The organism is Nocardioides sp. S5, from assembly GCF_017310035.1.
Classification (GTDB): Bacteria; Actinomycetota; Actinomycetes; order Propionibacteriales; family Nocardioidaceae; genus Nocardioides.
In genome coordinates this window covers 3,433,222-3,458,409 of record NZ_CP022296.1, presented here as the reverse complement: position 1 = coordinate 3,458,409, position 25,188 = coordinate 3,433,222, and the positions used below count along the sequence as shown (strand labels likewise).

Genomic DNA, 25,188 nt, shown 5'->3' with positions numbered 1-25,188 from the left:
CGAGCCCACCTGGGCGGTCTGCAGAGCGGACGTCGCTCAACGCGAGCCGACCTTGGCGCAGGAATCCTGTGCTGGTGAACTGAGTCGTAATCAACTACGCGCTCCAGTGTGATCTAGGTCACGTTATGTGACCGAGCAGTAGCCGCTAGCGTCAAAGATTGGCAGCTGCAGTCTGTGCCGGACGACGCCCCCCTTAGGTCGGTTAGGGCTTGTCGTGTGCCGTGCGGCCTCGACGAGATATTCCCCCCAACCCCTCGACGGGGCCGCACAAACTCTCGGGATTTCCTGTCGTCTGAACGAGAGACCACGACCATGGTGATCGAGAAGTTCGAACCGGAGCCTAACTGTAACCGCGGGTTGGCGCCCTTGCTCCATCAGTTGGAGCAGTACGGCGGCACACTCACGTTCGAGGACCAGGAATCGTCCGTGCCTGGCTCAAGGGCACCGCGCCTTCACCTCCCAGAGGACGAGTATCAAGAGAAAAAGTGCCAAGAGATCATCACGGCTTGGCACAGTACATAGCTGACCTTGCGGGCGCCTCCCACCCCGAGGGCCTTTTAGATCGCCCCGTCACATCTTTGCAGGTCAACCTGCGTGGTTTTACTCACTGCGGTCAACATCCGCAAGTTCCTCCTCCGCGCGCACCGCCTGTCCGATCTCGTGGCGCTGGGCAGCCTCACGCCGCAGGCGGCGGCGTTCCTCGAGGCGTCGGTGCGGGCGGGGATGAACATCCTCGTCGCCGGAGGCACCCAGGCCGGCAAGACCACGATGCTCAACTGCCTCGCCGCGGCCGTGCCGGGCGGCGAGCGGGTCATCAGTGCCGAGGAGGTCTTCGAGCTCCGCTTCAACCACCCCGACTGGGTCGCCATGCAGACCCGCCAGGCAGGCCTCGAGCAGACCGGCGCGATCGTGCTGCGCGACCTGGTCAAGGAGGCGCTCCGGATGCGGCCGAGCCGGATCCTGGTCGGGGAGGTGCGTGCCGCGGAGTGCCTCGACCTCCTGCTGGCGCTCAACTCCGGGCTGCCGGGCATGTGCACCCTCCACGCCAACAGTGCGCGCGAGGCGCTGGTGAAGATGTGCACGCTGCCGCTGCTCGCCGGCGACAACATCTCGGCGCGCTTTGTCGTGCCGACGGTGGCGAGCTCGGTGGACCTCGTCGTCCACCTCGGTCTCGGCGCCGACGGCGTACGCCGTGTCAACGAGGTCGTGGCCGTCCCGGGCCGCGTCGAGGCGGACGTCATCGAGGTGGAGCCGGTCTTCGTGCGCGACGGCGCTGAGCTGCGTCGCACCGGGGGAGTGCCCCCGAAGGTCGAGCGCTACGAGCGCGTGGGCATCGACATCCACCAGGTCCTGACGAGCACGGCCGGGGAGCACTGATGGGCGCGCTGGTCGGACTCGGCGTGGGCGTGGGGCTGCTGCTGGTCTGGTCGGCCTTCGCGCTGCCGCGCCAGCCGCGCACCCCGACGCCCACGTCGACGGCGCTGGGGAGGCTGCTCGGCCGGGCGGGTCTGGGAGACGTCACCTCCGCGAGCGTGCTGTCGCTGTGCGCCGTCCTCTTCGTGGTCGCCTTCGTGCTGGTGCAGGCCGTCTCCCGCACCGCTCCGGTGGCCGTCGTCTTCGCCGCGATGGCGGCCTACCTGCCGATCGCGGTCCTGCGCCAGCGGGCTGCCCGGCGACTGCGCGACTTCGCCGAGGTGTGGCCCGAGGCGGTCGACAACCTCGCCAGCGCCGTACGCGCGGGGCTGTCCCTGCCCGACGCCGTCGCCGCGCTCGGCACCACCGGCCCCGAGGCGCTGCGCGCCGACTTCGCCCGCTTCGCCCTCGACTACCAGGTCACCGGCCGCTTCGGCGAGTGCCTCGACCGGCTCAAGGACCGCCTCGCCGACCCCGTCGGGGACAGGGTGATCGAGGGCCTGCGGCTCGCCCGCGAGGTGGGTGGCGGCGACCTCGGCCGCCTGCTGCGCAACCTCTCGGGCTTCCTGCGCGACGACGCCCGCACGCGCTCGGAGCTCGAGTCGCGTCAGGCGTGGACGGTCAACGGCGCCCGCCTCGCGGTCTCGGCGCCCTGGATCGTGCTGCTGCTGATGTCGTTCCAGACCACGGCCATCCGGCAGTACGCGTCGCCCGGCGGCGTGATCGTCCTCGGGATCGGAGCAGGGGTCTGCGTGCTCGCCTACACCGCGATGATGCGCATCGGCCGGCTCCCGGTCGAGAAGCGGATCCTGTCGTGAGCACCGCGATCTGGGGCGGAGCGCTCGGCGGCGTCGCCGCGGTCGGCCTGCTCATGGTCGTGCTCCGGGTGATGGTGCTGCGCCGTCCGCAGCTCGACGTGCGGGTTATGCCCTACCTCCGTGACGTCCCGCTCCGCGACCAGCCGCGGGCGCTCCACCCAGCGCCCAGCAGCCCGACATCGGCCGCCGCCGGGATCTTCGGACCCGTGCTGCGTTCGGCCGCCGACCTCGTCGAGCGCGTCCTCGGTGGCAGCAGTTCCGTACGCCGTCGCCTGCAGCGCGCCGGGCTCGACCGGACCGTGCAGGACTTCCGCATCGAGCAGGTGGTGTGGGGTCTGGTCGGCTTCGGCGCAGCCGCCGCGATCGCGCTGCTCCGGGCTCTGGGAGGTGTCGGCGGCGTCGGGTCCGCGGTGGTGTTCTGCCTCCTCGGCTTCGTCTGCGGTGTCTTCCTGCGCGACAACCGGCTCAGCACCCAGGTGAAGAACCGCGAGCGCCAGGTGCTCACCGAGTTCCCCACCGTCGCCGAGCTGCTTGCGCTCTCGGTCGCGGCGGGCGAGAGCCCGGTCGCCGCGCTCGACCGGGTCGTACGCCGCAGCCACGGCGCGCTGTCGGAGGATCTGGCCCAGGTGCTGGCGCGGATCCGCACCGGTGAGCCGGTCGGCCAGGCCTTCGAGTCCCTCGCTCGCTCCACAGGTCTGCCGATCGTGGCGCGCTTCGCCACCGGCATCACTGTCGCGATGGAGCGCGGCACACCACTGGCCGACGTGCTGCACGCCCAGGCCGCCGACGTACGCGAGGCCGGACGCCGACTGCTGATCGAGACCGCCGCGCGCAAGGAGATCGCGATGATGGCGCCCGTCGTCTTCTTCGTGCTCCCGGTGACCATCCTGTTCGCCTTCTACCCCGGCGTGCTGGGCCTGCGCCTCACCACGCCCTGACCCCGCCGACTCTTCTTCACCGCCGACCTGTCGCACCACGGAAGGACACGACATGCACCACTTCATCTCGGGACTCCTCCTCCAGATCGCCCTCCCGGCGCCCGACCGACCACGCGACGACCGGGGCGACGTCCCCGGCTGGGTGATGGTCACCCTGATGACCGCCATCGTGGTCGCCGCGCTGACGCCGTTCGTGAGTGACGAGCTCATGCGGCTGCTGCGCCAGGCCTTCTCGATGGTGCAGGGCTAGGCCGGACCCGTGTCGGCTCGCGCCCGGACCGGGGAGCGCGGGGCGGCGGTCGTGGACTTCGTCCTCGTCCTGCTGGTCCTGCTGCCGCTGGTCCTCGGCATCCTCCAGCTCGCGCTGGTGCTGCACGTGCGCAACACCCTCGCCTCGGCTGCGGCCGAGGGGGCGCGCCACGCAGCAGTCGCGGGGTCGTCGGCGCCCGCCGGCGCGGCCAAGGTGCAGGAGCTGGTCGACGGCGCGCTCTCCGAGGAGTTCTCCCGCTCGGTCAGTGTGCGACCTGCCCTGGTCGGTGGCGCCCCGGGCTACGAGGCGGTCATCGAGGCGAAGGTCGCCGTCCTCGGACTGGGGGAAGCCGGGATCCGTGTCCGCGTCGAGGGCCACGCCATCGCCGAGCAGGCCGCGGTGCAGCCGTGAGGCGCCGCGACGACTCCGGCTCCGCGCTCGTCGAGTTCAGCTGGCTCGCGATCATCCTGATCGTCCCGCTGATGTGGATCATCCTGTCGGTCTTCGAGGTGCAGCAGGGCGCGTTCGCCACGACCGCGGCCGCGCGTGCGGCCGGACGGGCGTACGCCCTCGCGCCCGACGACGCGACCGGCCAGGCGCGGGCCGAGGCGGTGGTGCAGCAGGTCCTTGCCGACCAGGGCGCTCCCGGCCAGCGGGCTCGCGTCCAGGTCACGTGCGAGTCGCCGACCGGGAGCTGCCACGCCGGCACGGCGGTCATCACCGTGCGGGTCGACTCCGGTGTGGACCTCCCGTTCTTCCCGGCGATCTTCGACGCGGAGGGCGCACCCAGCTTCTCTCTCGACGCCACGCACACGGTGCCCATCGGCCAGTACGTGGTGAGCGCGCCGGACGACGACGAGGAGCTCGGCCCGTGAAGGGGAGGGCGCGCGACGAGGCCGGTCAGGTCACGATGCTGATCCTCGGCTTCGCCGGCATCCTGGTGATGGCCATCGTGGTCGTCGTGGACGCCTCGGCGGCGTACCTCCAGCGGCAGGGGCTCGACAACCTCGCCGACGGGGCCGCCCTCTACGGCGCGGACCTCGGGTCGGCCGGCATCTACGAGCAGGGCCTCGACGGGCAGCGTCTGCTCCAGCAGGAGGCTGCGGTCGAGGCGGCCGTCCGCGACTACCTCGGCCGAGCCGAGGCGGGGGCGAAGTACCCCGGCATCGACGTGGCCGTGCGGGTCGACCCGGCCGGTCGCTCGGTCACGGTGCTCCTGCGGGCGCCGCTCGACCTGCCGCTGCGGATCCCGGGCTCGCCTGCCAGCCCGCGGATCGGGGCCAGCAGCACGGCCGCGGTGACCGTGGTGCCGGGCGGGTGAGGTGCTGGTGATCCGGTCATCCTGCGTCATGCGAACCCGCACTGATGAGTGCAGGAACGTATGAAGCAGGCGAGGGACGCAGGGAGGGCGACGGCCGGGGTGTGGACGACCATCTTTCCGCACGCCCACCCAAGCCCGCCGGGTGCTGTTGGAAGAGGGGTGCTCCGCGCACGCCATCGACCTGGTCCTGAGCTACGCGCTCAACCGCGAGCGCTCCCGGGTCCTGGGCTGGACTCTGCCACGACCTGTACCGGCCTCAGGGTTGGTCACGAGCAAACGGTCTAGAACGGGCTGTGCGGTCCGCCTCGCCGTCCGCGTCGAACACTCCCTTGACGCACCGCTGGGTGCATTACGGGAGCACCACCCGGCGGACCTCGGCGGTCGTGCTGCGGCGGTGGTCGGGGGCGGTGCGGGTGGAGGCGCGGCCCCACAGGTCGGGATCGCCGGTGCAGGCGCCTGCTCCGGCGCCGAGCGCGGCGAGTCCGACCAGGTCGCCCTTCTGGTAGCGGGTCTTGCCGATCGCTCCAGAGGCCATGACCTGACGCTTGTCGCCGACGTGGCCGAGCCCGATGACGTGGCCGATCTCGTGGAGCACGACCTCGCGCCAGACCTTCCTGGACGCCTTCTGGGCCACGTCGAGGGTGACGCCACCCTCGAAGGCGACGCTGCCGGAGTACGCCGCGCCGCCGAGACCGATGGTGGATCCTGTGAGGCCCGGGACCTGTTTCGGGGTCGAGAACGCGAAGACGAGGTCGAGGGTCTCTGGGAAGTCGGTCTCCTTGCGCGCCCAGGGGACGTGGGTGGTGGTGGACCCGGTGTCGGCGAACCGCAGGCCGGTGGCGGCGGAGACCTCGCGCAGCGCGTAGCGGACCTCGGATCGGGCCCACTTCGGCATCCGGGACGTGTTGAAGCCGTAGCGGATGGGCGTGCAAGCGTTCCAGCGGGGGCCGCGGCCGAACAGGAAGTTGTGCGCCTTGGTTCCCGTCGGCTTGTAGGTGCGCGTGACCTTCAGGCTGCTGGTCCTGGTGCCGTCGACGGCGGCCGAGGACCCGTGCGCGGGGGCGTGGGCGCGGTAGGTGTGGTTGCCGACCCAGAACGTGGGGACGGCCAGGGTGTAGCCGCCGTTGGCGGCCGAGGTGGTCTCCGCGACCGTGACCCAGGCGCCGTCCTTGGCGCGCACCTGGAGGTGCACGGGCCGGGGCCCTCCGGTCACGGTGCCGGTGGCCGGGGTCGCCTTCGCGCCGACCTTCACGACGCGGCCCGGAGGCAGGTCGGAGGTCAGGGAGGACGCGACAGCCGGGACGAAGGCGCTGAAGTCGTCGGAGACGTAGAGGCCCACGGCGTCGTAGTCGTCGACCCAGACCGAGTAGTCGAGGTCGCCGACGCCGTCGAGGACGAAGGTGGTCGAAGCGGCCAGCGAGCCGGGCCCGACGGTGAGCGATGCGACCTGGACCTCGTTGTCGCCATCGTCGGTGTAGCGGGTGATGGGGACCGTGACGGGACGCAGCAGGTCGGCACCCGTCGCGGTGACGGTGACGGTCTGCCCGTAGTGGAACGGGCCGCTCGGCCACGTGAACTCCACCTCCGGGTCGAGCCAGGGGTAGCCGTCGGTGTTGAAGGCCAGGCAGGCGGGGGAAGTGTTGTCATCGTGGACGTCGCAGCCGTTGATGACGTCGGCCTGTGCCGACGAGATCGTGGCGAGCGGGACGAGGAGGGCTGCGGCAACGGTGCCGAAGACGGCGGGTCGGCGGGGCATGGGGGAGCGTGACTCCTTGTGCGAGCATCGTCGGGACGCGGACAGCAGGGTTGCGGACACCATGAGCCCCGGGGCTTGTTCCGCCTCACGACGCATGGAGCTACGTCGAGAGCCAAGACTGGCAGTCTTCGCCGGTCGCTGTGCGGGATCGTGCGAATGCTCTCGCGAACATGACGGGCTGTACCCCGCTTCTGGGACCAATGGGTCAAAAGGGCTGCCTGCTCGTGACTCATCGAGCCGGCCGAAAATGACCCGTGTCGTTGCTGATGCGCCCCAAGGGTGAAGCCGTCGAGGCTTCGGGCCACCCAGCGACCTCTGGCCAGGGCGCAAGACGGACACCAAGATCCATGATCTGCGCCAGTCTGAGGACGCCGAGCGACTCCACAGCTGCCCTTCATTCTCGCGGCAAGGTCGGTCCCTCACCTCCAGTGGTCTGCCGTTCCAGGTGGCGGCGTAGACGGTCGCCAGAACTGCTTGCGCGAAGACGCCCAGGAAGATGAACAAGGCACCGATGCTCAGGTAGTCGTGAGCCCAGCACGGGGGGTCCTTGTGCCCTGCCGGACGCGACGTTCGCTCCTTCCACCTGATGCGGGCCGCGGCGAGGCTGGAACCACACGGACAGTGAGGAAGACCGCCATGGGATCCCTACGCCTGCCAGCCCGGCCCACCGCGGGCCTGACCGCAGCACTCGCCGGAGCAGTACTCGTGCTGGGCGTGCTGGCTCCTGCGCCCACCGCCTCCGGCCTTCCTCCGGGCAGCATCGCCGGGGTGGTCAGGGATGACATCGGGGCGCCCTTCGAGGGCATCGAGGTCACCGTCTGGGACAACGTGGGCTACGGGGAGATCGTGGTCGGGCAGGACGTCACTGGGGCCGACGGTGCCTACCAGGTGGACGGGATCGACCCGGACGCCTACTACAAGGTCCGGTTCAGCGACCAGGACGCCGCGTACGCCACCGAGTGGCACCGCAACGTCGTCGCGGGCACCTTCGCGACCTGGGTCCCGGTGGCCGAGGGCGAGGTGAACACGCTGCCCGACACCGAGCTCGAGCCGGGCGGCAGCATCTCGGGACGGCTCACCGTCGGAGCCGGCACTCCGGTCGACCAAGGGACGGTCTCCGTGTGGTGGCAGTACGCCCCGCGGTCCTATGCCTGGATGGAGGAGCACACCACGGACAGTGACGGGCGCTACGTGATCCCCGCGCTGCCGGCCGCCACGTACGCGCTGTCGTTCCGGGACCCGGCGTCCGGGGCCACGGAGACCTGGAACGACCAGGGCGACATCACGAGCGCGACCTCGATCGTCGTCGCCAGCGGTGACCACGTCACGGGGATCGGCGCGCTCCTGGGCGGCGTCGTCACCGAACCGCCGGCACCTCCGGTCGCGGCGGTCGTCAACCACCGGCTCCCGCTCATCAGAGGCATCCTGCGCGTCGGCCGGACCATCCGGGTGACGAAGGGAATCTGGACACCGGCCCCGAGCCGGCTCGACTACGCCTGGTACGCCAGCGGCCGGCTCATCAAGCGCGCGGACCGGCCGCGACTCACGCTGACGAGGAAGCACCTCGGCAAGCGGATGACCGTGCGGGTCACTGCCTCGGCGCCGTCGTACCAGTCCCTCACTGTCCGCACTGCCCGGACGGCCAAGGTCCGCCGCTGACCCGGTGGGACCCGGCGGAGGCTGGTGACGGTCGTCACCGGCCCTCACCCCGGTGGATGGACGCTGGCGGAATCCACGCCGGTCGCCGGTAGCGTCGTGCCATGACCGAGACCTGGCCCGGCAACGCCTACCCCCTGGGTGCCACCTTCGACGGCAGCGGCACGAACTTCGCGCTCTTCAGCGAGGTCGCCGAGCGCGTCGAGCTGTGCCTGTTCGACCCCGACCCGGACAACCCCGGCCGCTTCGTGGAGACGAAGCTCGAGGTCACCGAGGTCGACGCCTACGTCTGGCACTGCTACATCCCCACCGTGCAGCCCGGCCAGCGCTACGGCTACCGCGTCCACGGCCCGTGGGACCCGACGCAGGGGCTGCGCTGCAACCCCAGCAAGCTGCTCCTCGACCCCTACGCCAAGGCCACGGCCGGCGAGATCGACTGGGACCAGTCGCTGTTCGCCTACAACTTCGGCGACGAGGACAGCAGGAACGACGACGACTCCGCGGCGCACATGACCCACGGCGTGGTCATCAACCCGTTCTTCGACTGGGAGGGCGACCGCCGCCTCGCCATCCCCTACAACGAGTCCTTCATCTACGAGGCGCACGTCAAGGGCCTGACCCAGCTGCACCCCGACGTGCCCGAGGAGCAGCGCGGGACGTACGCCGGTCTGGCGCACCCCGCGATCACCGGCCACCTCGCCAAGCTCGGCGTCACCGCCATCGAGCTCATGCCGGTGCACCAGTTCGTCCAGGACTCCACCCTGCTCGACCAGGGCCTGCGCAACTACTGGGGCTACAACACCCTCGGCTTCTTCGCCCCGCACGCCGACTACGCCTCGAGCCAGCAGGGCCAGCAGGTCCAGGAGTTCAAGGCGATGGTCAAGGCCATGCACGCGGCGGGCATCGAGGTCATCCTCGACGTGGTCTACAACCACACCGCCGAGGGCAACCACCTAGGCCCCACGCTGAGCTTCAAGGGCATCGACAACGCGGCCTACTACCGCCTCGTCGAGGACGACCAGCGCTACTACATGGACTACACCGGCACCGGCAACACCCTCAACGTGCGCCACCCGCACTCGGTGCAGCTGATCATGGACTCCCTGCGCTACTGGGTCACCGAGATGCACGTCGACGGCTTCCGCTTCGACCTCGCCGCGACCCTGGCCCGCGAGTTCTACGACGTCGACAAGCTCTCCACCTTCTTCGAGATGGTGCAGCAGGACCCGGTCGTCAGCCAGGTGAAGCTGATCGCCGAGCCGTGGGACATCGGCCCCGGCGGCTACCAGGTCGGCGGGTTCCCGCCCCAGTGGACCGAGTGGAACGGCGCCTACCGCGACACCGTGCGCGACTTCTGGCGCGGCGAGCCCTCGCTGGGCGACTTCGCCTCGCGCCTGTCGGGGTCCTCCGACCTCTACGAGCACTCCGGCCGGCGCCCCTTCGCGAGCATCAACTTCGTCACCGCCCACGACGGCTTCACGCTGCGCGACCTGGTGTCCTACAACGAGAAGCACAACGACGCCAACGGCGAGGACAACAACGACGGCGAGAGCCACAACCGCTCGTGGAACCACGGCGTCGAGGGCCCGACCGACGACGCCGAGATCCTCGGGGCGCGGGCCCGGGAGCAGCGCAACTTCATCGCCACCCTGCTGCTCAGCCAGGGCGTGCCGATGCTGCTCCACGGCGACGAGCTCAGCCGCACCCAGGACGGCAACAACAACACCTACGCCCAGGACAGCGAGATCAGCTGGGTCCACTGGGACGACGCCGACAAGCCGCTCATCGAGTTCACCGCCGCGGTCGCCAAGCTGCGCGCGGAGCACCCGACCTTCCACCGCAAGCGCTTCTTCACCGGCACCACGGTGCGCACCGGTGACGGCGAGCGCCTCAACGACATCGTGTGGCTCGACCTCGACGGCGAGCCGATGGAGGACCAGGACTGGGAGGGCGGCAAGGCGATCGGCATGTACCTCAACGGCAACGGCATCGCCGGCAAGGACGCCCGCGGCGGCGCCATCACCGACGACCACTTCCTGCTCTACTTCAACGCCGACGGGGACGCGCAGGTGACGCTGCCGACCGAGGAGTACGCCGCCGCGTGGGACGTCGTGATCGACACCGGCGGTGACGCCGACTCCGAGGCGACGCTGGAGGCCGGCGGCACGGTCGCGCTCGGCACCCACAGCCTCGTCGTGCTCCGCGAGCACTCCGAGCCCGAGGCCAGCCCGGACCACTCGGTCGCCGCATCGCTGGCCGCCCGGTCGGGTACGGACGCTCCGTGACCGATCCCGCCCGCGCGATGCGTACGCCCCACAGCACCTACCGGCTCCAGGTCAGCCCCGACTTCGACCTCCACGCCGCGGCGCGGGTGCTGCCCTACCTCCACGACCTCGGCGTGGACTGGGTCTACCTCTCGCCGATCCTGGCGTCCGAGCCGGGAAGCACCCACGGCTACGACGTGGTCGCCTTCGACCACATCGACGAGGAGCGCGGCGGCGAGGCCGGCCTGGCCGCGGTCTCCGCCGAGGCACGCCGCCTCGGCATGGGGATCCTGGTCGACATCGTGCCCAACCACGTCGGTGTGGCCACGCCGAGCGAGGACCCGTGGTGGTGGGACGTGCTGCGCCTGGGCCGTGCCTCCGAGCACGCCAACGCCTTCGACGTCGACTGGGCCGCAGGTGACGGTCGCATCGTGATCCCCGTCATCGGTGACGACGACGAGGACGCCATCAAGATCGTGCCCTCGGCCAAGGGTGGGGGCGAGGTCCGCTACCACGACCAGCGCTTCCCGCTCGCGCCCGGCACCACGACGCTGGAGGAGCAGCACTACGAGCTGGTCAACTGGCGCGCGGCCGACGAGGACCTCAACTACCGCCGCTTCTTCGCGGTCAACACCCTCGCCGCCGTGCGCGTCGAGGACCCCGAGGTCTTCGCCGAGACCCACGTGGAGATCAAGCGCTGGTTCGACGAGGGGCTCGTCGACGGCCTCCGCGTCGACCACCCCGACGGCCTGCGCGACCCGAAGCGCTACCTCGACGACCTCGCTGCCCTGACCGGCGGCGCCTACGTCCTGGTCGAGAAGATCCTCGAGCCGGGGGAGGAGCTGCCGTCCGAGTGGGCGACCGCCGGCACCACCGGCTACGACGCGCTCGCGCTCGTCGACCGCGTGCTCACCGACCCCGCCGGCAAGGCGCCCCTGACGGCGCTCGAGGACCGGCTGCGCGGGGCCCCCGTCGACTGGGCGCGGATGGTCCATGACAACAAGCGCGCCGTCGCCGACGGGATCCTGCACTCGGAGGTCCTGCGGATCACCCGCGAGGTGGGCACCTACCTCGAGGCCCGGGACGAGAGCGCCGACGAGGACGCCGTCGCCGACGCGATCGGTGAGCTCCTCGCGTGCTTCCCCGTCTACCGCTCCTACCTCCCCGAGGGCCGCCACCACCTCGACGAGGCCTTCGCTGCCGCTCGCGCCGAGCGGCCCGACCTCGCGGAGACCTACGACGTCCTCGAGCCGGTGATGAACGACGAGTGGGGCCAGCCGGCCCGCCGCTTCCAGCAGACCTCCGGCATGGTGATGGCCAAGGGCGTCGAGGACTGCTCGTTCTACCGCTGGTCGCGCCTCACCTCGCTCAACGAGGTCGGCGCCGACCCGTCGGTCTTCTCCGTCGACGTTGAGGCCTTCCACGACGCGATGGCCTCCCGCCAGCGCGACTGGCCGGTCTCGATGACCACCCTGTCGACCCACGACACCAAGCGCGGCGAGGACGTCCGCGCCCGCATCACCGTGCTGGCCGAGGAGCCCGGCCACTGGGAGCAGGCGCTCGACGAGCTGCTGCGCCTCGCGCCCGTCTCCGACCCGGCGTTCGGCTCGCTGCTGTGGCAGGCCGTGCTCGGCGCGTGGACCCCCGACCACCTCCCCGATCTTCCCGAGCGACTCCACGGCTACGCCGAGAAGGCGATGCGCGAGGCCGGCGACCACACCACGTGGACCGAGCCCGACGAGGCGTACGAGGCTGCGGTGCACGCCGCGGTCGACGCGGTCTTCGCCTCCGACGAGGTCCGCGCGGTGCTGACCGAGCTCGCGGCCCGCATCGACGCCCCCGCGCAGGCCAACTCGCTGGCAGCCAAGCTGCTCGCCCTGACGATGCCGGGCGTGCCCGACGTCTACCAGGGCAGCGAGCTGTGGGAGACCTCGCTGGTCGACCCCGACAACCGCCGCCCGGTCGACTTCGAGCACCGCGCCGCGGTGCTCGCCGGCACGGCCGAGGACGACGCCGCGACCAAGCTGCACGTCACCTGCTCGGCGCTCACCCTGCGCCGCGAGCGGCCCGAGCTGTTCACCGGCTACACCCCGGTCGGCGCGACCGGCTCCGCGGCGGGCCACGCGGTGGCGTACGACCGCGGCGGTGCGATCGCGGTCGTCACCCGGCTCCCCGTCGGCCTCGAGGCCGCCGGCGGCTGGGGCGACACCACGCTCGACCTCCCGCCCGGGACGTGGCACGACGTGCTCACCGGGCTCGACACCGACGGCCGGCTGGCCGACCTGCTGGCGGTGCACCCCGTCGCCCTGCTGGTGAGGAAGGACTGATCCGCATGCGCGGTCCGTACGACGTCTGGGCCCCGCGGCCCGAGCGCGTCCGCCTGCACGTGGCCGGCGAGGTCGTCGCGATGACGCGCGGCGACGACGACTGGTGGTCGCCGGCCGGCCCGGTGCCGGACGGGGCGGTCGACTACGGCTACCTCCTCGACGACGACCCGGACCCGCGGCCCGACCCGCGCTCGCGCCGCCAGCCCGACGGCGTGCACGGGCTGTCGCGGCGCGACGCGACGGCGTACGAGTGGGCCGACGCCTCCTGGACCGGGCGCCAGCTCGCCGGGTCGGTGATCTACGAGCTGCACGTGGGCACGTTTACCCCCGGCGGCACGCTCGACTCCGCGGTCGAGCGGCTCGACCACCTCGTCGACCTCGGTGTGGACCTCGTCGAGGTGATGCCGGTCAACGCGTTCAACGGCACCCACAACTGGGGCTACGACGGCGTCGCCTGGTTCGCGGTCGCCGAGTCCTACGGCGGGCCGGACGCCTACCGCCGCTTCGTCGACGCGTGCCACGCCCGCGGGCTGGGCGTCGTGCAGGACGTGGTGCACAACCACCTCGGTCCTTCGGGCAACTACCTCCCGCTCTTCGGGCCCTACCTCAAGGCCGGGCGCAACACGTGGGGCGACCTGGTCAACCTGGACGGCGAGGGCTCGGCCGAGGTGCGGCGCTACATCCTCGACAACGTGCGGATGTGGTTCGAGGACTTCCACGTCGACGCGCTCCGCCTCGACGCGGTGCACGCGCTGAGCGACACCTCCGAGGTGCACCTCCTCGAGGAGATGGCGATCGAGACCGCCGCGCTGTCCGCGCACCTGCGCCGGCCGCTGACGCTCATCGCCGAGTCCGACCTCAACGACACCACCCTCGTCACCCCGCGCGAGGCCGGCGGCCGGGGCCTCGACGCGCAGTGGAGCGACGACTTCCACCACGCCGTCCACGTCGCGCTGACCGGCGAGACCACCGGCTACTACGCCGACTTCGAGCCGCTCGAGGCGCTGGCCAAGGTGTGCGAGAAGGGCTTCTTCCACGACGGGACCTTCTCCTCCTTCCGCGACCGCGACCACGGCCGGCCGGTCGACACCGCGCACATGCCCACGTGGCGCCTCGTGGTCGCCAACCAGAACCACGACCAGGTCGGCAACCGTGCGCGCGGCGACCGCCCGGCCGAGCACCTCGACGACGACCAGGTCGCCTGCGCGGCGCTGCTGACGCTGGCCGGTCCGTTCACCCCGATGCTCTTCATGGGGGAGGAGTGGGCGGCGTCCTCGCCCTTCGCCTTCTTCACCTCCCACCCCGAGCCGGAGCTCGGCAGGGCGACGGCGGACGGCCGGATCGCGGAGTTCGAGCAGATGGGATGGGACCCCGACGAGGTGCTCGACCCCCAGGACCCCGAGACCTTCCATCGCTCGCGCCTCGACTGGGACGAGCGGGCCGGCGGCCGCCACGCGGTGGTCCTCGACTGCTACCGCCGCCTCGGCCGGCTGCGACGCGAGCTGCCCCAGCTCACCGACCCGGACTTCGGTGCCGTGTCGTGCACCGTGGACGGGCGGCTGTTCACCATGCGGCGCGGCGACCTGCTCGTCGTGGTCAACACCGGGGAGGTGGCGACCGAGGTGGAGGTCGGGGACCGCGAGGTGCTCTTCGAGACCCCTGCAGGAGTCGTCGTACGCGACGGGGTGCTGTCGGTGCCTTCCCACGCGGGTGCGCTGCTGGGGGTCTGACAACTTTGTCCGGGTATCCGGCGTCTCCCTCGTGAACGGCCCGCACCCGGGCCCCACACGACGGGGAACGTCATGAACCGCATCACCGCACTCGCCGCCACCGTGGCACTCGCCGCCGGCTCGCTCGCCCTGACCGCTCCCGCCGCCCAGGCGGCGCCCGCGAAGTACAAGGTCACCGCGAAGGCCAACACCGAGATCGCCATCGTCAAGGAGGACACGGTCAAGATCCGTGGCCGCGTGACCCCGAAGGCCGCCGGCCAGAAGGTCGTCCTCCAGCAGCGCGTGGGCAACAAGAAGTCCTGGAAGGTCACCGCGAGTGCCAAGGTCAAGGGCAACGGCACCTACGTCCTGAAGGACAAGCCGACCACGCCCGGGTCGCGCGAGTACCGCGTGGTCAAGGCGGCCAGCAACGGCGTGCAGAAGGGCATCAGCAAGTCGATGCCCGTCGAGGTCTACAAGTGGGAGAAGCTCGTCGGCCGCGACGCCGGACCCGCGACCAACTTCGCCGGCCCCGCCGGCGTCAACATCGGCGCCGAGTACTACGGCTCGAGCCTCGCCACCACCACCGCCGGCACGCCGTCCTCGGTGGAGTACACCCTGGGCCGCAAGTGCATCGAGATGCGCGCGTCGTACGCCCTGACCGACGAGTCCGCGTCGGGCGCCACCGGCTCGGTGACCGTCGCCGGCGACGGTGCCGTCCTGGCCAGCCACGCGCTCGCGATCGGCACCCTCGTGGCCGACGAGACCCTCGACCTCGCCGGCATCTTCCGCCTCAAGGTCGACGCCATCACCAGCGCGACCCCGGCCGCGACGGCCGCCGTCGCCACCCCGGAGGTCCTCTGCACCCGCTGACCGGGAGCAGCACGGTCCCCAGCGGCGGGCGCCACCGGGAATCACAGGCCCCGGCGGCGTCCGCCGTTGCACGTCCCGTCCGCCGAGCCCGGACCACCGATCAGCAGCGCGCACGGGTTTGCCCGTAGGCTTGGCTCTTGTGGCAGGCATCGACTACGAAGCAGAGATCAAGCAGCTCCAGGCGACGATGAAGACCATCGGCTCGGTGCTGAACATCGACCGGATGCGCGGGGAGATCGCCGACCTCAGCGAGCAGGTCGCCGCACCGGACCTCTGGGACGACGTCGCGAGCGCGACCCGCATCACGGGCCGCCTGTCCGCGCTCCAGGGCGAGCTCGACCGCTTCACCGGTCTCGAGACCCGCATCGAGGACCTCGGCCTGATGGTCGAGATGGCCCAGGAGGAGGGCGACGCCGACTCGCTCGCCGACTCCGAGCGTGAGCTCAACCGGATCAAGAAGTCGGTGGAGTCCCTCGAGATCCGCACCCTGCTGTCGGGGGAGTACGACGAGCGCGAGGCGATCGTGACGATCCGCTCGGGCGCCGGTGGCGTCGACGCCGCCGACTTCGCCGAGATGCTGATGCGGATGTACACGCGCTGGGCCGAGCAGCACAAGTACGGCGTCGAGGTCTACGAGGTGTCCTACGCCGAGGAGGCGGGCATCAAGTCCGCCGAGTTCGCCATCCACGCGCCCTACGCCTACGGCACGCTCTCGGTCGAGGCCGGCACCCACCGCCTGGTGCGGATCAGCCCCTTCGACAACCAGGGCCGCCGCCAGACCTCCTTCGCTGCCGTCGAGGTGGTGCCCATGCTCGAGCAGACCGACGAGATCGAGGTCGACGAGAACGAGATCCGCACCGACGTCTTCCGCTCGGGCGGTCCCGGCGGCCAGTCGGTCAACACGACCGACTCCGCGGTCCGACTGACGCACATCCCCACCGGCATCGTCGTGTCCTGCCAGAACGAGAAGTCGCAGCTGCAGAACAAGGCCTCCGCGATGGTCGTGCTCAAGGCCAAGCTCCTCGCCCGCAAGAAGGCCGAGGAGGCCGCGCTCAAGAAGGACCTCAAGGGCGACGTCCAGGCCAGCTGGGGCGACCAGATGCGCAACTACGTCCTCAACCCCTACCAGGTCGTCAAGGACCTCCGGACGGGCCACGAGTCGGGCAACCCCAGCGCCGTCTTCGACGGCGACCTCGACGACTTCATGGAGGCCGGCATCCGTTGGCGGCGCGGGGCGGACAAGGTCGACGCCTGAGTGCGGCAGCGCCGCGGGCGCGTTTCGGGCCTGCGTCCACCACTGACGTAGCCTCGACGCCGTGATTCGCTTCGAGAAGGTCACCAAGGCCTACCCCGGCCACCCCCACCCCGCCCTCGACAACATCTCGGTCGACGTGGAGAAGGGGGAGTTCGTCTTCCTCGTCGGGTCCTCGGGCTCCGGCAAGTCGACCTTCCTGCGGCTGGTGCTCCGGGAGTACCGCCCCACCTCGGGCCGGGTCTACGTCGCGGGCAAGGAGATCAACCGGCTGGCCAGCTGGAAGGTCCCGCGGCTGCGCCGCGACATCGGCACCGTCTTCCAGGACTTCCGGCTGCTGCCCAACAAGACCGTCACCGAGAACGTCGCCTTCGCGCTCCAGGTGATCGGCAAGTCGCGCAAGGAGATCAAGGACCTGGTCCCCGAGACGCTCGAGCTGGTCGGCCTCAGCGGCAAGGGCGACCGGATGCCCGACGAGCTCTCCGGTGGCGAGCAGCAGCGCGTGGCCGTGGCCCGTGCCTTCGTCAACCGACCGATGATCCTCATCGCCGACGAGCCGACCGGAAACCTGGACCCGACCACGTCGGTCGGGATCATGAAGCTCCTCGACCGCATCAACCGCACCGGCACGACCGTCGTCATGGCGACCCACGACTCCGGCGTCGTCGACCAGATGCGCAAGCGCGTCATCGAGCTCGAGAACGGCCACGTCGTGCGCGACCAGGCGCAGGGCGTCTACGGCCACCAGACCTGACGCGCTCGCGTGCGCTGACAACCCCCAGATCTTCGACGCAACAGATCGAGAGCCTCCCCTCCATGCAGCTTCGCTACGTCTCCTCCGAGCTCGGCCAGGGCCTGCGGCGCAACGTGTCCATGCACCTCGCCGTGGTGCTGACCCTCTTCGTCTCGCTCACGCTCGTCGGCGTCGGCGTCCTGTTCAACCAGCAGGCGTCCAAGGCCGCCGACCACTGGGGCAACCAGCTCCAGATCACGGTCTACCTGTGCCGGGTCAACGACAGCAGCGCGGTGTGCCCCAACGCGGTCACCGACGCGCAGAAGACCGAGATCGCCGCCGTCGTCGAGGACAACCCGGAGGTCGCGGACTACCACTTCGAGTCCAGCGAGCAGGCGCTCGGCAAGGCCCGCGAGCTCTACGGTGACGAGCTGTTCACCGGTGAGAACCCCGCGATCACCGCCGAGGACATGCCGCAGACGTTGTGGATCACGCTGCAGGACCCCGACGAGTACGAAGGCATCACCAGTGCCGTGCAGGGCCTCGACGGCGTCTCCAAGGTGCGCGACATGCGCGAGCAGGTGGCTCCGATCCTGGAGTCGATCAACATGCTCCAGTGGGTCGCGCTCGGCACCGCCGCCTTCCTGGTGTTCGCCGCCCTGCTCCTGGTGGCCAACACGATCAGGCTCGCGGCCTTCGCCAGGCGCAAGGAGATCGGCATCATGCGGCTGGTGGGCGCCTCGACGCTCTACATCGCGCTGCCCTTCCTCCTCGAGGCACTGGTGACCGCCCTGATCGGCGTCGTGCTGGCCGGCGGCGCGCTCTGGGGCTTCATGTACTTCGGCATCGACGAGCTCTCCGCGAACCGGCTGAAGTTCGTCCCGTGGATCGGCTGGGACGAGTTCTGGCTGGCCGCCGGGTCGGTCGCGATCCTCGGCCCGCTGCTCACGCTGCTCCCGACACTCGTGTTGACGCGCAAATACCTCAAAGTGTGATCCGCGGGGGTTAGCGTCGGGGTGTTCCCTTCCCCGAACACAAAGGCTCCTCCGGTGCGTTCCTTCCCCCGTACCGCTCATCGCCGCACGGCCGCAGCACTTGTCGCCGTCATGGCCCTGGGCGTCTCCGCCGCGCACGCCGACGACCTCAAGGACAAGCAGGACAAGGTCGAGCGACAGCTCGAGAGCGCCCAGGACGACCTCGGCGAGTCGAGCTCGCAGCTGCGCCGCGCCAGTGCCCGGCTCCAGGCCGCCCAGGCCCAGCTAGCCGACGCCAAGACCCAGCTGGCCACGGCGCGGGGCAAGGTCGAGGTCGCCCGCGAGCGAGACGCCCGGATGCAGGCCGAGCTCGCCACTGCCGAGGCCGAGCTGGCGTCCGCGGAGGAGGCGCTGGAGCAGGGCCAGGTCGACCGTGAGGAGCAGCGCGAGCGCGTCGCGGCGACGATCGCCGACATGTACTCCGAGGGCGACCCCGAGCTGATCGCCTTCTCGTCGCTCATCGACGCCGAGACGACCGAGGAGCTCACCCGCCGCGACGGCGTACGCGACGTCATCGTCGGGCAGGAGGCCCGGGCGTACGACGAGCTCACGGCCGCCGAGGTGCTGCTCGAGGTCCGCGAGCAGGAGGTCACCGAGGCGCGCGACGACGTGGCCGCCAAGCGCGAGGCAGCCGCCGAGCACCTCCTCCTCATGCAGCAGCTCGAGGCCGAGGAGCAGTCGGCCAAGGACTCCGTCGTCTCGATGGTCGTCGAGCGTCGCGACGCCCGGGTCGGCGCCCGCGAGGCGCGTGCGGCCGACGTGGCCAAGCTCCGCAAGCTGCAGCGGGAGCAGGAGCAGATCGAGGAGATGCTGCGCAAGCGGGCCCTCGCCGCCCTGCGCCGCCAGCGCGCAGAGGCAGCGAAGGCCCGGTCACAGGCGCGATCGCAGGCGGCCGCCCCGAGCCCCGGTCTGCTGGCCTACCCGGTCGATGGCTACGTCACCTCCCCCTTCGGCTACCGCACCCACCCGATCTACCGCTACTGGGGCCTCCACGACGGCGTCGACTTCGGTGGCGGCTGCGGGACCCCGCTGCGCGCGGCCGCTCCCGGCAGGGTGGTGTCGTCCTACTTCAGCGGCGTCTACGGCAACCGGCTGATCATCGACCACGGCGTCCTCGGCGGCCGCGGCATCGCCACGATCTACAACCACGCCAGCGGCTACAACGTCGGCGTGGGCGACCGGGTGGCCGAGGGACAGGTCATCGGCTTCGAGGGGAGCACCGGCTGGTCCACGGGCTGCCACCTGCACTTCACCGTGATGGCCAACGGCCGGGCCGTCGACCCGATGAACTGGCTGTAAGGCGCTGGACACCGCCTGAGAGAATGGCTCCATGGCGAAGGAGCAGGGCCAGAAGATGGTCGCGCAGAACAAGAAGGCCCGCCACGACTACCACATCGAGGACACCTGGGAGGCCGGGCTGGTCCTGATGGGCACCGAGGTGAAGTCGTTGCGCCAGGGCCGCGCGTCCCTCGTCGACGGCTTCGCCGAGATCGACAACGGCGAGGCATGGCTGCTCGGCGTGCACATCCCGGAGTACAGCCAGGGCACCTGGACCAACCACTCCGCGCGCCGCCGCCGCAAGCTGCTGCTCAACCGCTCCGAGATCGACAAGATCGAGCGCAAGATCACCGACAAGGGCTACACGATCGTCCCGCTCGCCCTCTACTTCAAGGACGGCCGCGCGAAGGTCGAGATCGCGCTCGCGAAGGGCAAGAAGTCCTACGACAAGCGCCACACCCTCGCCGAGCGCACGGCCAACCGCGAGAAGGTGGAGGCGGTGCAGCGTCGCCTCAAGGGTCACCGGGACTGACCCGATGAGGGACCCCGTCGCGTTCGCCGGGTCGCTCGGGCTCCCGGGCCTGCTCGACCTGCACACCCACTTCCTGCCGCCGCGGGTGATGGCCAAGGTGCGCGCGCAGTTCGACGCCGCCGGGCCGCTGATCGGACGTCCGTGGCCGCTGCACTACCGCGACGACGACGAGGCGCTGGTCGAGACGCTGCGCTCGTTCGGCGTACGCCGCTTCACCGCCCTGCCCTACGCCCACCGGCCGGACATGGCCGAGTTCCTCAACGACTGGGCCGCCGATTTCGCCGCACGGGTGCCCGAGGCCCTCGTGTGCGGGACGTTCTTCCCCGAGCCCGGCGTCGCGGCGTACGTCGCCTCCCGCTCCGCGCCGTCGCCGCACCGGGTGCAGGTCTGGAAGGTCCACGTGCAGGTCGGCGCGTTCGACGTCACCGACCCGCTGCTCGACGAGGCGTGGGGGATCGTCGCCGACACCGGCACCCCGGTCGTGCTCCACGCCGGGAGCGGGCCCGTCCCCACTGAGCACACCGGTCCCGCGCCGGTCGCCGCGCTGCTGGCGCGCCACCCGCGGCTGCGACTGGTGATCGCCCACGCCGGCGCACCGGAGTACGCCGAGTTCCTCGCCCTCGCCGAGGCCCACGAGCGGGTCGCGCTCGACACCACGATGGCGTTCACGCCGTTCTTCGAGGAGATGGGCGGCGCCTACCCACCCGAGCTGCTGCCGCGGCTGCGCGATCTCGGGCTGGCCGGCAGGGTCCACCTCGGGAGCGACTTCCCCAACATCCCCTACCCCTACGCCACCCAGCTCGACGCGCTCGAGCGGCTCGACCTGGGCGAGGAGTGGCTGCGCGCGGTGTGCTGGACCAACACCGAGGCCCTGCTCGGATGAGGGCCCCTCTCAGGTTCCGCCGATAGGTTCGTGCCGTGGAACCCGGCACCTGGATCGACGTCCTGCTCGTCCTCGCGTTCATCCTCGTGGGCGGTGTGTTCGCCGCGACCGAGATCGCGTTGGTCTCGCTGCGCTCGGGACAGGTGGACCGGCTGGAGACCGAGGGTGGCCGTGGTCACTCGGTGGCCTCGTTGTCACGCGACCCGAACCGCTTCCTCTCGGCAGTGCAGATCGGCGTCACGGTGGCGGGCTTCTTCTCCGCCGCCTTCGGCGCCTCGACGCTCGCGCCGTCCTTCGCGCCGGTCTTCGAGGGGCTCGGCCTGCCGGGCCCGGACACGGTGTCGCTCGTCGTGACGACCCTCGTGGTGTCCTACCTCTCGCTCGTGCTCGGTGAGCTCGTGCCCAAGAGGCTCGCGCTCCAGCGCTCGGTCGGCGTGGCCAAGCTCTTCGCCCCGCCGCTGGGTCGCTTCGCCACCGTCATGACGCCCGTCATCTGGCTGCTCTCGCTCTCGACCAACCTGCTCGTCCGGCTGCTGGGCGGCAACCCCGACGCCGCAGGCGACGAGGTGGACGAGGAGGAGCTGCGGATGATGATCTCGGGCCACGAGAACATCCCCGAGGGCGAGCGCCGCCTCGTCGACGACGTCTTCGAGGCCGGCGACCGCTCGCTGAGCGAGGTGATGAAGCCGCGCGGTGACGTCGTCTTCCTCGCCGGTGACCTCACGCTGGCCGAGGCGGTCGCGGTGATCGTCACCGAGCCCTACACGCGCTACCCGGTCACGGGGGAGTCGTTCGACGAGATCCTGGGCTACCTCCACCTGCGAGACGTGCTGGGCCGCGCCGACGACCACGCGACCACGGTGGGCGACATCGTCCGCGACCTGCCGGTGCTGCCGCGCACCAACCGCGTGCTGCCCTCGATCGACCAGCTGCGCAGCCAGGGCGCCCACATCGCGCTGGTCGTCGACGAGTACGGCGGCACCGACGGCATCGTGACCCTCGAGGACCTGATGGAGGAGCTCGTCGGCGAGATCCACGACGAGTACGACCGCGACGCCGAGATCGCCGCCTCCGCCGACCCCGAGACGGTCGACGCGGGCCTGACGATCGAGGAGTTCGGCGAGCGCACCGGTGTCGAGCTGGTGGACGGGCCGTACGAGACGGTGGCCGGCTTCGTGCTCCACCGCCTGGCCCGGATGGCCGACGTGGGCGACAAGGTTCCGGTCGGCGAGCACACCCTCGAGGTGGCCGAGGTCGACGGGCACCGCATCACGCGCGTACGCGTCCACGAGCCCGTGGCACCCGGCGTGCCCGCCGAGGTCGGCGACGCCCACCTGGGCGCCCAGCAGGTCGCCTTCGCCCGCCACTTCGCCGTGTGGGGGCTCTTCCTGCCCGACGAGGCGGTCGCGAGCCGCGCCGACGGCCACGTCCACGGGCACGGCTGGCTCGTGCGCTTCCGCTGGCAGCCCGACGGGGGCCTCCTGGTGCGCGCGGACCACCGGATGACGAGCGAGCGGCTCTTCGTCATCACCCCCGACGGCCGGGAGGAGTCCGCGGACCTCGACGTCCCGGCCGAGGTGATGGTGATTCCACCGCAGGCGACGTCCGAGGAGAAGGCGGTCATCGAGCGCGACCACCGCACCGCCTGGACGGCCTACCGCCACGCGATCGCGGAGCGTGGGCTCGCCTTCGACACCGGCAGCGTCCCGCACGCGCTCCCGTCCGGTCCTGATCGCCAGGTCTGGCGCCTCGACGACGGCGAGTGGCACAGCGACCCGGTGCTCGCGGCGGAATAGCGTTCGCCGCCGGTCGGTTGAGGCACGTAGACTGTGGGTGCAGGCCAGCGCCACCGGTCTGCTTGACAACACAAGAGGGGCTGATCGGTTTCGACTTGGGACGTTAGTTCCAGGAGAAGCGGGTCGAGAAGCCAGCGTCATCTCGTAAACGACCGCTGGAAAACACAGTTGCCGACACCAATCGCAACGACTTCGCTCTCGCTGCCTGAGCAGTGATCGAAGGGTCTGACCGGGCACCCGTCTCCGTCCCGGACCCAGGCCTCATCTAGGAGACTTGCTGGTCGCTCTCTGTCAGGAGGGGCGGCCGGGACTCAATCCTGACTGAGCCTGTCGGTGACCTGTCCGTGGGAGCACCGAGGCCGAGAAAAGCGACAGCACGGACTGCACCCGGAGAAGACCTGGATCGACGCTCGAGGACCGGGGTTCGATTCCCCGCAGCTCCACGCACGCACGCGCAGCCCTCTTGACGAGAGCCGTCCCGACACCCGTCGGGGCGGCTCTCGTGCGTCAGGACCATGACGCCCACCTGCTCGCTGTCGTGGGTAGGGCACCATCGGGGACGTGACCGAACTGGCAGCACTCCGAACGACCAACGGCACCGCCAGCTTGCGGCGTGCTGTCATCGAGGACGTTCCGAGCATCGTGGAGCTCTTGGCGGACGACCGGCTGGGCGCATCACGGGACGGTCATGATGACTCGGGCGGGCTGCAGCGCTACCTCCACGCCTTCGCGGCCGTTGACGCGGACCCTGCGCACCTGCTGCTGGTGGCCGAGAGGCACGGCAAGGTCGTGGCCACCATGCAGCTGAGCTTCCTCCCGGGACTCGCACGTCGCGGCGCCCTCCGAGCACAGATCGAGGCGGTGAGGGTCCACGCCGACCTGCGCAACAGCGGTCTGGGGCGGGCCCTTCTCCTGTGGGCGAGGGGAGAGGCTGCGCGTCGCGGTTGTGCACTGATCCAGCTCACGAGCGACAAGCAGCGCCCCGAGGCGCACCGCTTCTACTCAGGACTCGGGTTCACCGCTTCGCACGAGGGCTTCAAGCTGGAGCTGTAGGACCGCTCAGCCGAGCATGGCGGCGCGGGCCACGTCGCGGCCGGGCTCCCGGCGCAGCTCCTCGCCGAGCGTGCGGGCCAGGCGCGGCGCGGGGCCGTCGAGGACGGCGCGCACGGCGGCAGTCAGCTCCGCGGACGTCGCCGTGTTCGGGGCGAGCGCCACCCCCAGCCCGGCGGCCTCGATCGCCGCCGCCCCCGCGAACTGGTCGGTGGAGAAGGGCAGCACCACCATCGGCACCCCGGCGGTGAGCGCCTCCGTCACGCTGTTGTTGCCGCCGTGCGTGACCGCCACCGCCGCGCGGTCCAGCAGCGCGACCTGCGGCAGGTAGGCACGCACCAGCCAGTCCGACGGGACGTCCGGCAGCCCGGTGGCGGAACCGGTCGCCACTGCGACCCGGAGGCCGAGCGGGCGCAGCGCCTCCAGCACCGTCGCCAGCACGTCGCCGCGTGCCGAGAGGAAGCTGCCGAAGCTCACGTAGACCACCGGCCGGTCGTCGGCCGCCAGCCAGTCCCGGACGTCGTCGTCCGCCGGCTCGGCCCGCACCGCGGACCCGAGGAACGCGTGCGGCGACAGCTTCGCCGTACGAGCCGGGTCGTGCAGGGCCGCCGGGTAGTTCAGCAGCAGCAGGTCGCCGTGCTCCGCGAACGCGTCCTGCGACGGCGCGACGCCGGGTGCGAGCACGTGCATGGCGGCGTTCCACTCCTCGGTGAAGGCGTCGCGGACCTCGCAGCACAGCCGGTGCAGCGCGGTGAGCTCGGGCTCCGGAGCGTCGAGGGCGGCCGGCCAGGCAGTCGGGTAGCCGTACACCTCGTCGCCGACCGGGAGCGCGGACGGGTGGCCGAGGACGACGTCGGCGTGCGGGACGCCCGCCGCGACGAGCGCGAGACGGGCGCTGAACGCGAGGTGGTCGACGACGACCTGGTCGGGCCTGACCCGGTCGACGACGTCCAGGACGGCGCGGGCCCGTCCCACCGGGTCCCACAGCAGGTCGTTGCGCCGGACCTCGGCCTGGTAGCGCAGCGTCGCCACCATGCCGCGCCGGGTGGCGTCGAAGAAGCCACGCAGTGCCCGGTCCTCACCGGGTGGTTGCTCCTCGGCCCGGATGACACCGGGGTTCGAGCCGCGGCCCAGCACCAGGTCGGCACGGTCGAAGCCGAAGTCGGCGACGATGCCCGCGGTCGCCGGCCCGGTCGCCACCACCACCGACTCGCCGGCGTCGCGCCAGGCCGTCGCGAGGGTCGCCAGCGGCAACAGGTGCGAGGCGTAGTCCGGGCTGATCACCAACAGGGTCATGAGGGCAAC

The 25,188-nt window shown here is 71.0% G+C and carries 22 protein-coding genes and 1 other RNA gene; 21 read left to right on the top strand and 2 right to left on the bottom strand.

The annotated features are described in order from the left end of the window. The first annotated feature begins 594 nt into the window (after nt 1-594). From CFI00_RS17130 to CFI00_RS17100, 7 genes are read left to right on the top strand one after another with little or no spacing between them, the layout of a single operon-like run. Nucleotides 595-1,377, top strand: coding sequence for a CpaF/VirB11 family protein (locus CFI00_RS17130; protein WP_242532457.1), 783 nt, complete (start codon nt 595-597; stop codon nt 1,375-1,377). Then, a complete protein-coding gene (locus tag CFI00_RS17125) occupies nt 1,377-2,231 on the top strand; it encodes a type II secretion system F family protein (RefSeq protein WP_207082261.1) in 855 nt (284 codons plus the stop codon). Before CFI00_RS17130 ends, CFI00_RS17125 begins: the two co-directional genes overlap by 1 nt. Beyond that, the gene (locus tag CFI00_RS17120) at nt 2,228-3,169 is read left to right on the top strand and encodes a type II secretion system F family protein (RefSeq protein WP_242532456.1); all 942 of its coding nucleotides are present in this window, start codon (nt 2,228-2,230) and stop codon (nt 3,167-3,169) included. The genes CFI00_RS17125 and CFI00_RS17120 overlap by 4 nt, the downstream gene beginning before the upstream one ends. Nucleotides 3,170-3,221: 52 nt before the next feature. Further along, entirely contained in the window at nt 3,222-3,419 is a 198-nt protein-coding gene (locus CFI00_RS17115) for a hypothetical protein (RefSeq protein WP_207082260.1), read from the top strand. 9 nt (nt 3,420-3,428) lie between these two features. Next, complete coding sequence (locus CFI00_RS17110; RefSeq protein WP_207082259.1) at nt 3,429-3,830, top strand: TadE/TadG family type IV pilus assembly protein; 402 nt, start codon at nt 3,429-3,431, stop codon at nt 3,828-3,830. Then, the gene (locus tag CFI00_RS17105; protein WP_207082258.1) at nt 3,827-4,294 is read left to right on the top strand and encodes a hypothetical protein; all 468 of its coding nucleotides are present in this window, start codon (nt 3,827-3,829) and stop codon (nt 4,292-4,294) included. Before CFI00_RS17110 ends, CFI00_RS17105 begins: the two co-directional genes overlap by 4 nt. Then, nucleotides 4,291-4,740: a pilus assembly protein TadG-related protein gene (locus CFI00_RS17100; RefSeq protein ID WP_207082257.1), complete on the top strand. Its 450-nt coding sequence runs from the start codon at nt 4,291-4,293 to the stop codon at nt 4,738-4,740. The genes CFI00_RS17105 and CFI00_RS17100 overlap by 4 nt, the downstream gene beginning before the upstream one ends. A gap of 349 nt (nt 4,741-5,089) precedes the next feature. Here the strand turns inward: CFI00_RS17100 and CFI00_RS17095 are convergent, their stop codons facing one another. Continuing rightward, on the bottom strand, nt 5,090-6,496 hold the full coding sequence (locus tag CFI00_RS17095) for a matrixin family metalloprotease (protein ID WP_207082256.1): 1,407 nt from the start codon (nt 6,494-6,496) through the stop codon (nt 5,090-5,092). Between the two features lie 636 nt (nt 6,497-7,132). On the opposite strand from CFI00_RS17095, the gene CFI00_RS17090 reads away from it, so the two are divergent. The 14 genes from CFI00_RS17090 to CFI00_RS17025 all read left to right on the top strand — a co-directional run bounded on the left by CFI00_RS17090 (nt 7,133) and on the right by CFI00_RS17025 (nt 23,886). Further along, a complete protein-coding gene (locus CFI00_RS17090; RefSeq protein WP_207082255.1) occupies nt 7,133-8,155 on the top strand; it encodes a carboxypeptidase-like regulatory domain-containing protein in 1,023 nt (340 codons plus the stop codon). A gap of 101 nt (nt 8,156-8,256) precedes the next feature. After that, nucleotides 8,257-10,437, top strand: coding sequence for a glycogen debranching protein GlgX (gene glgX / locus CFI00_RS17085; RefSeq protein ID WP_207082254.1), 2,181 nt, complete (start codon nt 8,257-8,259; stop codon nt 10,435-10,437). Continuing rightward, nucleotides 10,434-12,743 (top strand): malto-oligosyltrehalose synthase, encoded by a 2,310-nt coding sequence (gene treY / locus CFI00_RS17080; protein ID WP_242532455.1) that lies wholly within the window; start codon nt 10,434-10,436, stop codon nt 12,741-12,743. Before glgX ends, treY begins: the two co-directional genes overlap by 4 nt. 5 nt (nt 12,744-12,748) lie before the next feature. Then, the gene (gene treZ / locus CFI00_RS17075; RefSeq protein ID WP_207082253.1) at nt 12,749-14,473 is read left to right on the top strand and encodes a malto-oligosyltrehalose trehalohydrolase; all 1,725 of its coding nucleotides are present in this window, start codon (nt 12,749-12,751) and stop codon (nt 14,471-14,473) included. Nucleotides 14,474-14,545: 72 nt separating this feature from the next. Continuing rightward, a complete protein-coding gene (locus CFI00_RS17070) occupies nt 14,546-15,325 on the top strand; it encodes a hypothetical protein (protein WP_207082252.1) in 780 nt (259 codons plus the stop codon). A gap of 139 nt (nt 15,326-15,464) precedes the next feature. Beyond that, nucleotides 15,465-16,580: a peptide chain release factor 2 gene (prfB, locus tag CFI00_RS17065; RefSeq protein WP_207082251.1), complete on the top strand. Its 1,116-nt coding sequence runs from the start codon at nt 15,465-15,467 to the stop codon at nt 16,578-16,580. 61 nt (nt 16,581-16,641) lie between these two features. After that, a complete protein-coding gene (gene ftsE / locus CFI00_RS17060) occupies nt 16,642-17,331 on the top strand; it encodes a cell division ATP-binding protein FtsE (RefSeq protein ID WP_207082250.1) in 690 nt (229 codons plus the stop codon). A gap of 62 nt (nt 17,332-17,393) precedes the next feature. Continuing rightward, complete coding sequence (gene ftsX, locus CFI00_RS17055; protein WP_207082249.1) at nt 17,394-18,305, top strand: permease-like cell division protein FtsX; 912 nt, start codon at nt 17,394-17,396, stop codon at nt 18,303-18,305. A gap of 54 nt (nt 18,306-18,359) precedes the next feature. Continuing rightward, complete coding sequence (locus CFI00_RS17050; RefSeq protein ID WP_207082248.1) at nt 18,360-19,643, top strand: M23 family metallopeptidase; 1,284 nt, start codon at nt 18,360-18,362, stop codon at nt 19,641-19,643. Nucleotides 19,644-19,674: 31 nt separating this feature from the next. Beyond that, on the top strand, nt 19,675-20,154 hold the full coding sequence (gene smpB, locus CFI00_RS17045; protein ID WP_191196367.1) for an SsrA-binding protein SmpB: 480 nt from the start codon (nt 19,675-19,677) through the stop codon (nt 20,152-20,154). Between the two features lie 4 nt (nt 20,155-20,158). Beyond that, nucleotides 20,159-21,037, top strand: coding sequence for an amidohydrolase family protein (locus CFI00_RS17040; protein WP_207082247.1), 879 nt, complete (start codon nt 20,159-20,161; stop codon nt 21,035-21,037). Between the two features lie 35 nt (nt 21,038-21,072). Continuing rightward, complete coding sequence (locus tag CFI00_RS17035; RefSeq protein WP_207082246.1) at nt 21,073-22,833, top strand: hemolysin family protein; 1,761 nt, start codon at nt 21,073-21,075, stop codon at nt 22,831-22,833. A gap of 76 nt (nt 22,834-22,909) precedes the next feature. Then, nucleotides 22,910-23,279, top strand: a transfer-messenger RNA (tmRNA) gene (gene ssrA, locus CFI00_RS17030). A 115-nt stretch (nt 23,280-23,394) separates the two neighbouring features. After that, nucleotides 23,395-23,886 carry a GNAT family N-acetyltransferase gene (locus CFI00_RS17025; protein ID WP_242532454.1) on the top strand — a complete coding sequence of 164 codons (492 nt, stop codon included), beginning with the start codon at nt 23,395-23,397 and terminating at the stop codon, nt 23,884-23,886. Nucleotides 23,887-23,892: 6 nt separating this feature from the next. Here CFI00_RS17025 and CFI00_RS17020 read toward each other — a convergent pair whose 3' ends face one another. Beyond that, nucleotides 23,893-25,179, bottom strand: a complete 1,287-nt coding sequence (locus tag CFI00_RS17020) for a glycosyltransferase (RefSeq protein ID WP_207082245.1) — start codon at nt 25,177-25,179, stop codon at nt 23,893-23,895. Between the last annotated feature and the right edge of the window lie 9 nt (nt 25,180-25,188).

Coding starts and splice junctions, on each gene's coding strand:
- CFI00_RS17040 (WP_207082247.1), top strand. CDS start 20,159: ATGAGGGACCCCGTCGCGTTCGCCGGGTCGCTCGGGCTCCCGGGCCTG.
- CFI00_RS17090 (WP_207082255.1), top strand. CDS start 7,133: ATGGGATCCCTACGCCTGCCAGCCCGGCCCACCGCGGGCCTGACCGCA.
- CFI00_RS17095 (WP_207082256.1), bottom strand. CDS start 6,496: ATGCCCCGCCGACCCGCCGTCTTCGGCACCGTTGCCGCAGCCCTCCTC.
- CFI00_RS17070 (WP_207082252.1), top strand. CDS start 14,546: ATGAACCGCATCACCGCACTCGCCGCCACCGTGGCACTCGCCGCCGGC.
- ftsX (WP_207082249.1), top strand. CDS start 17,394: ATGCAGCTTCGCTACGTCTCCTCCGAGCTCGGCCAGGGCCTGCGGCGC.
- glgX (WP_207082254.1), top strand. CDS start 8,257: ATGACCGAGACCTGGCCCGGCAACGCCTACCCCCTGGGTGCCACCTTC.
- CFI00_RS17020 (WP_207082245.1), bottom strand. CDS start 25,179: ATGACCCTGTTGGTGATCAGCCCGGACTACGCCTCGCACCTGTTGCCG.
- CFI00_RS17115 (WP_207082260.1), top strand. CDS start 3,222: ATGCACCACTTCATCTCGGGACTCCTCCTCCAGATCGCCCTCCCGGCG.
- smpB (WP_191196367.1), top strand. CDS start 19,675: ATGGCGAAGGAGCAGGGCCAGAAGATGGTCGCGCAGAACAAGAAGGCC.
- CFI00_RS17125 (WP_207082261.1), top strand. CDS start 1,377: ATGGGCGCGCTGGTCGGACTCGGCGTGGGCGTGGGGCTGCTGCTGGTC.
- treZ (WP_207082253.1), top strand. CDS start 12,749: ATGCGCGGTCCGTACGACGTCTGGGCCCCGCGGCCCGAGCGCGTCCGC.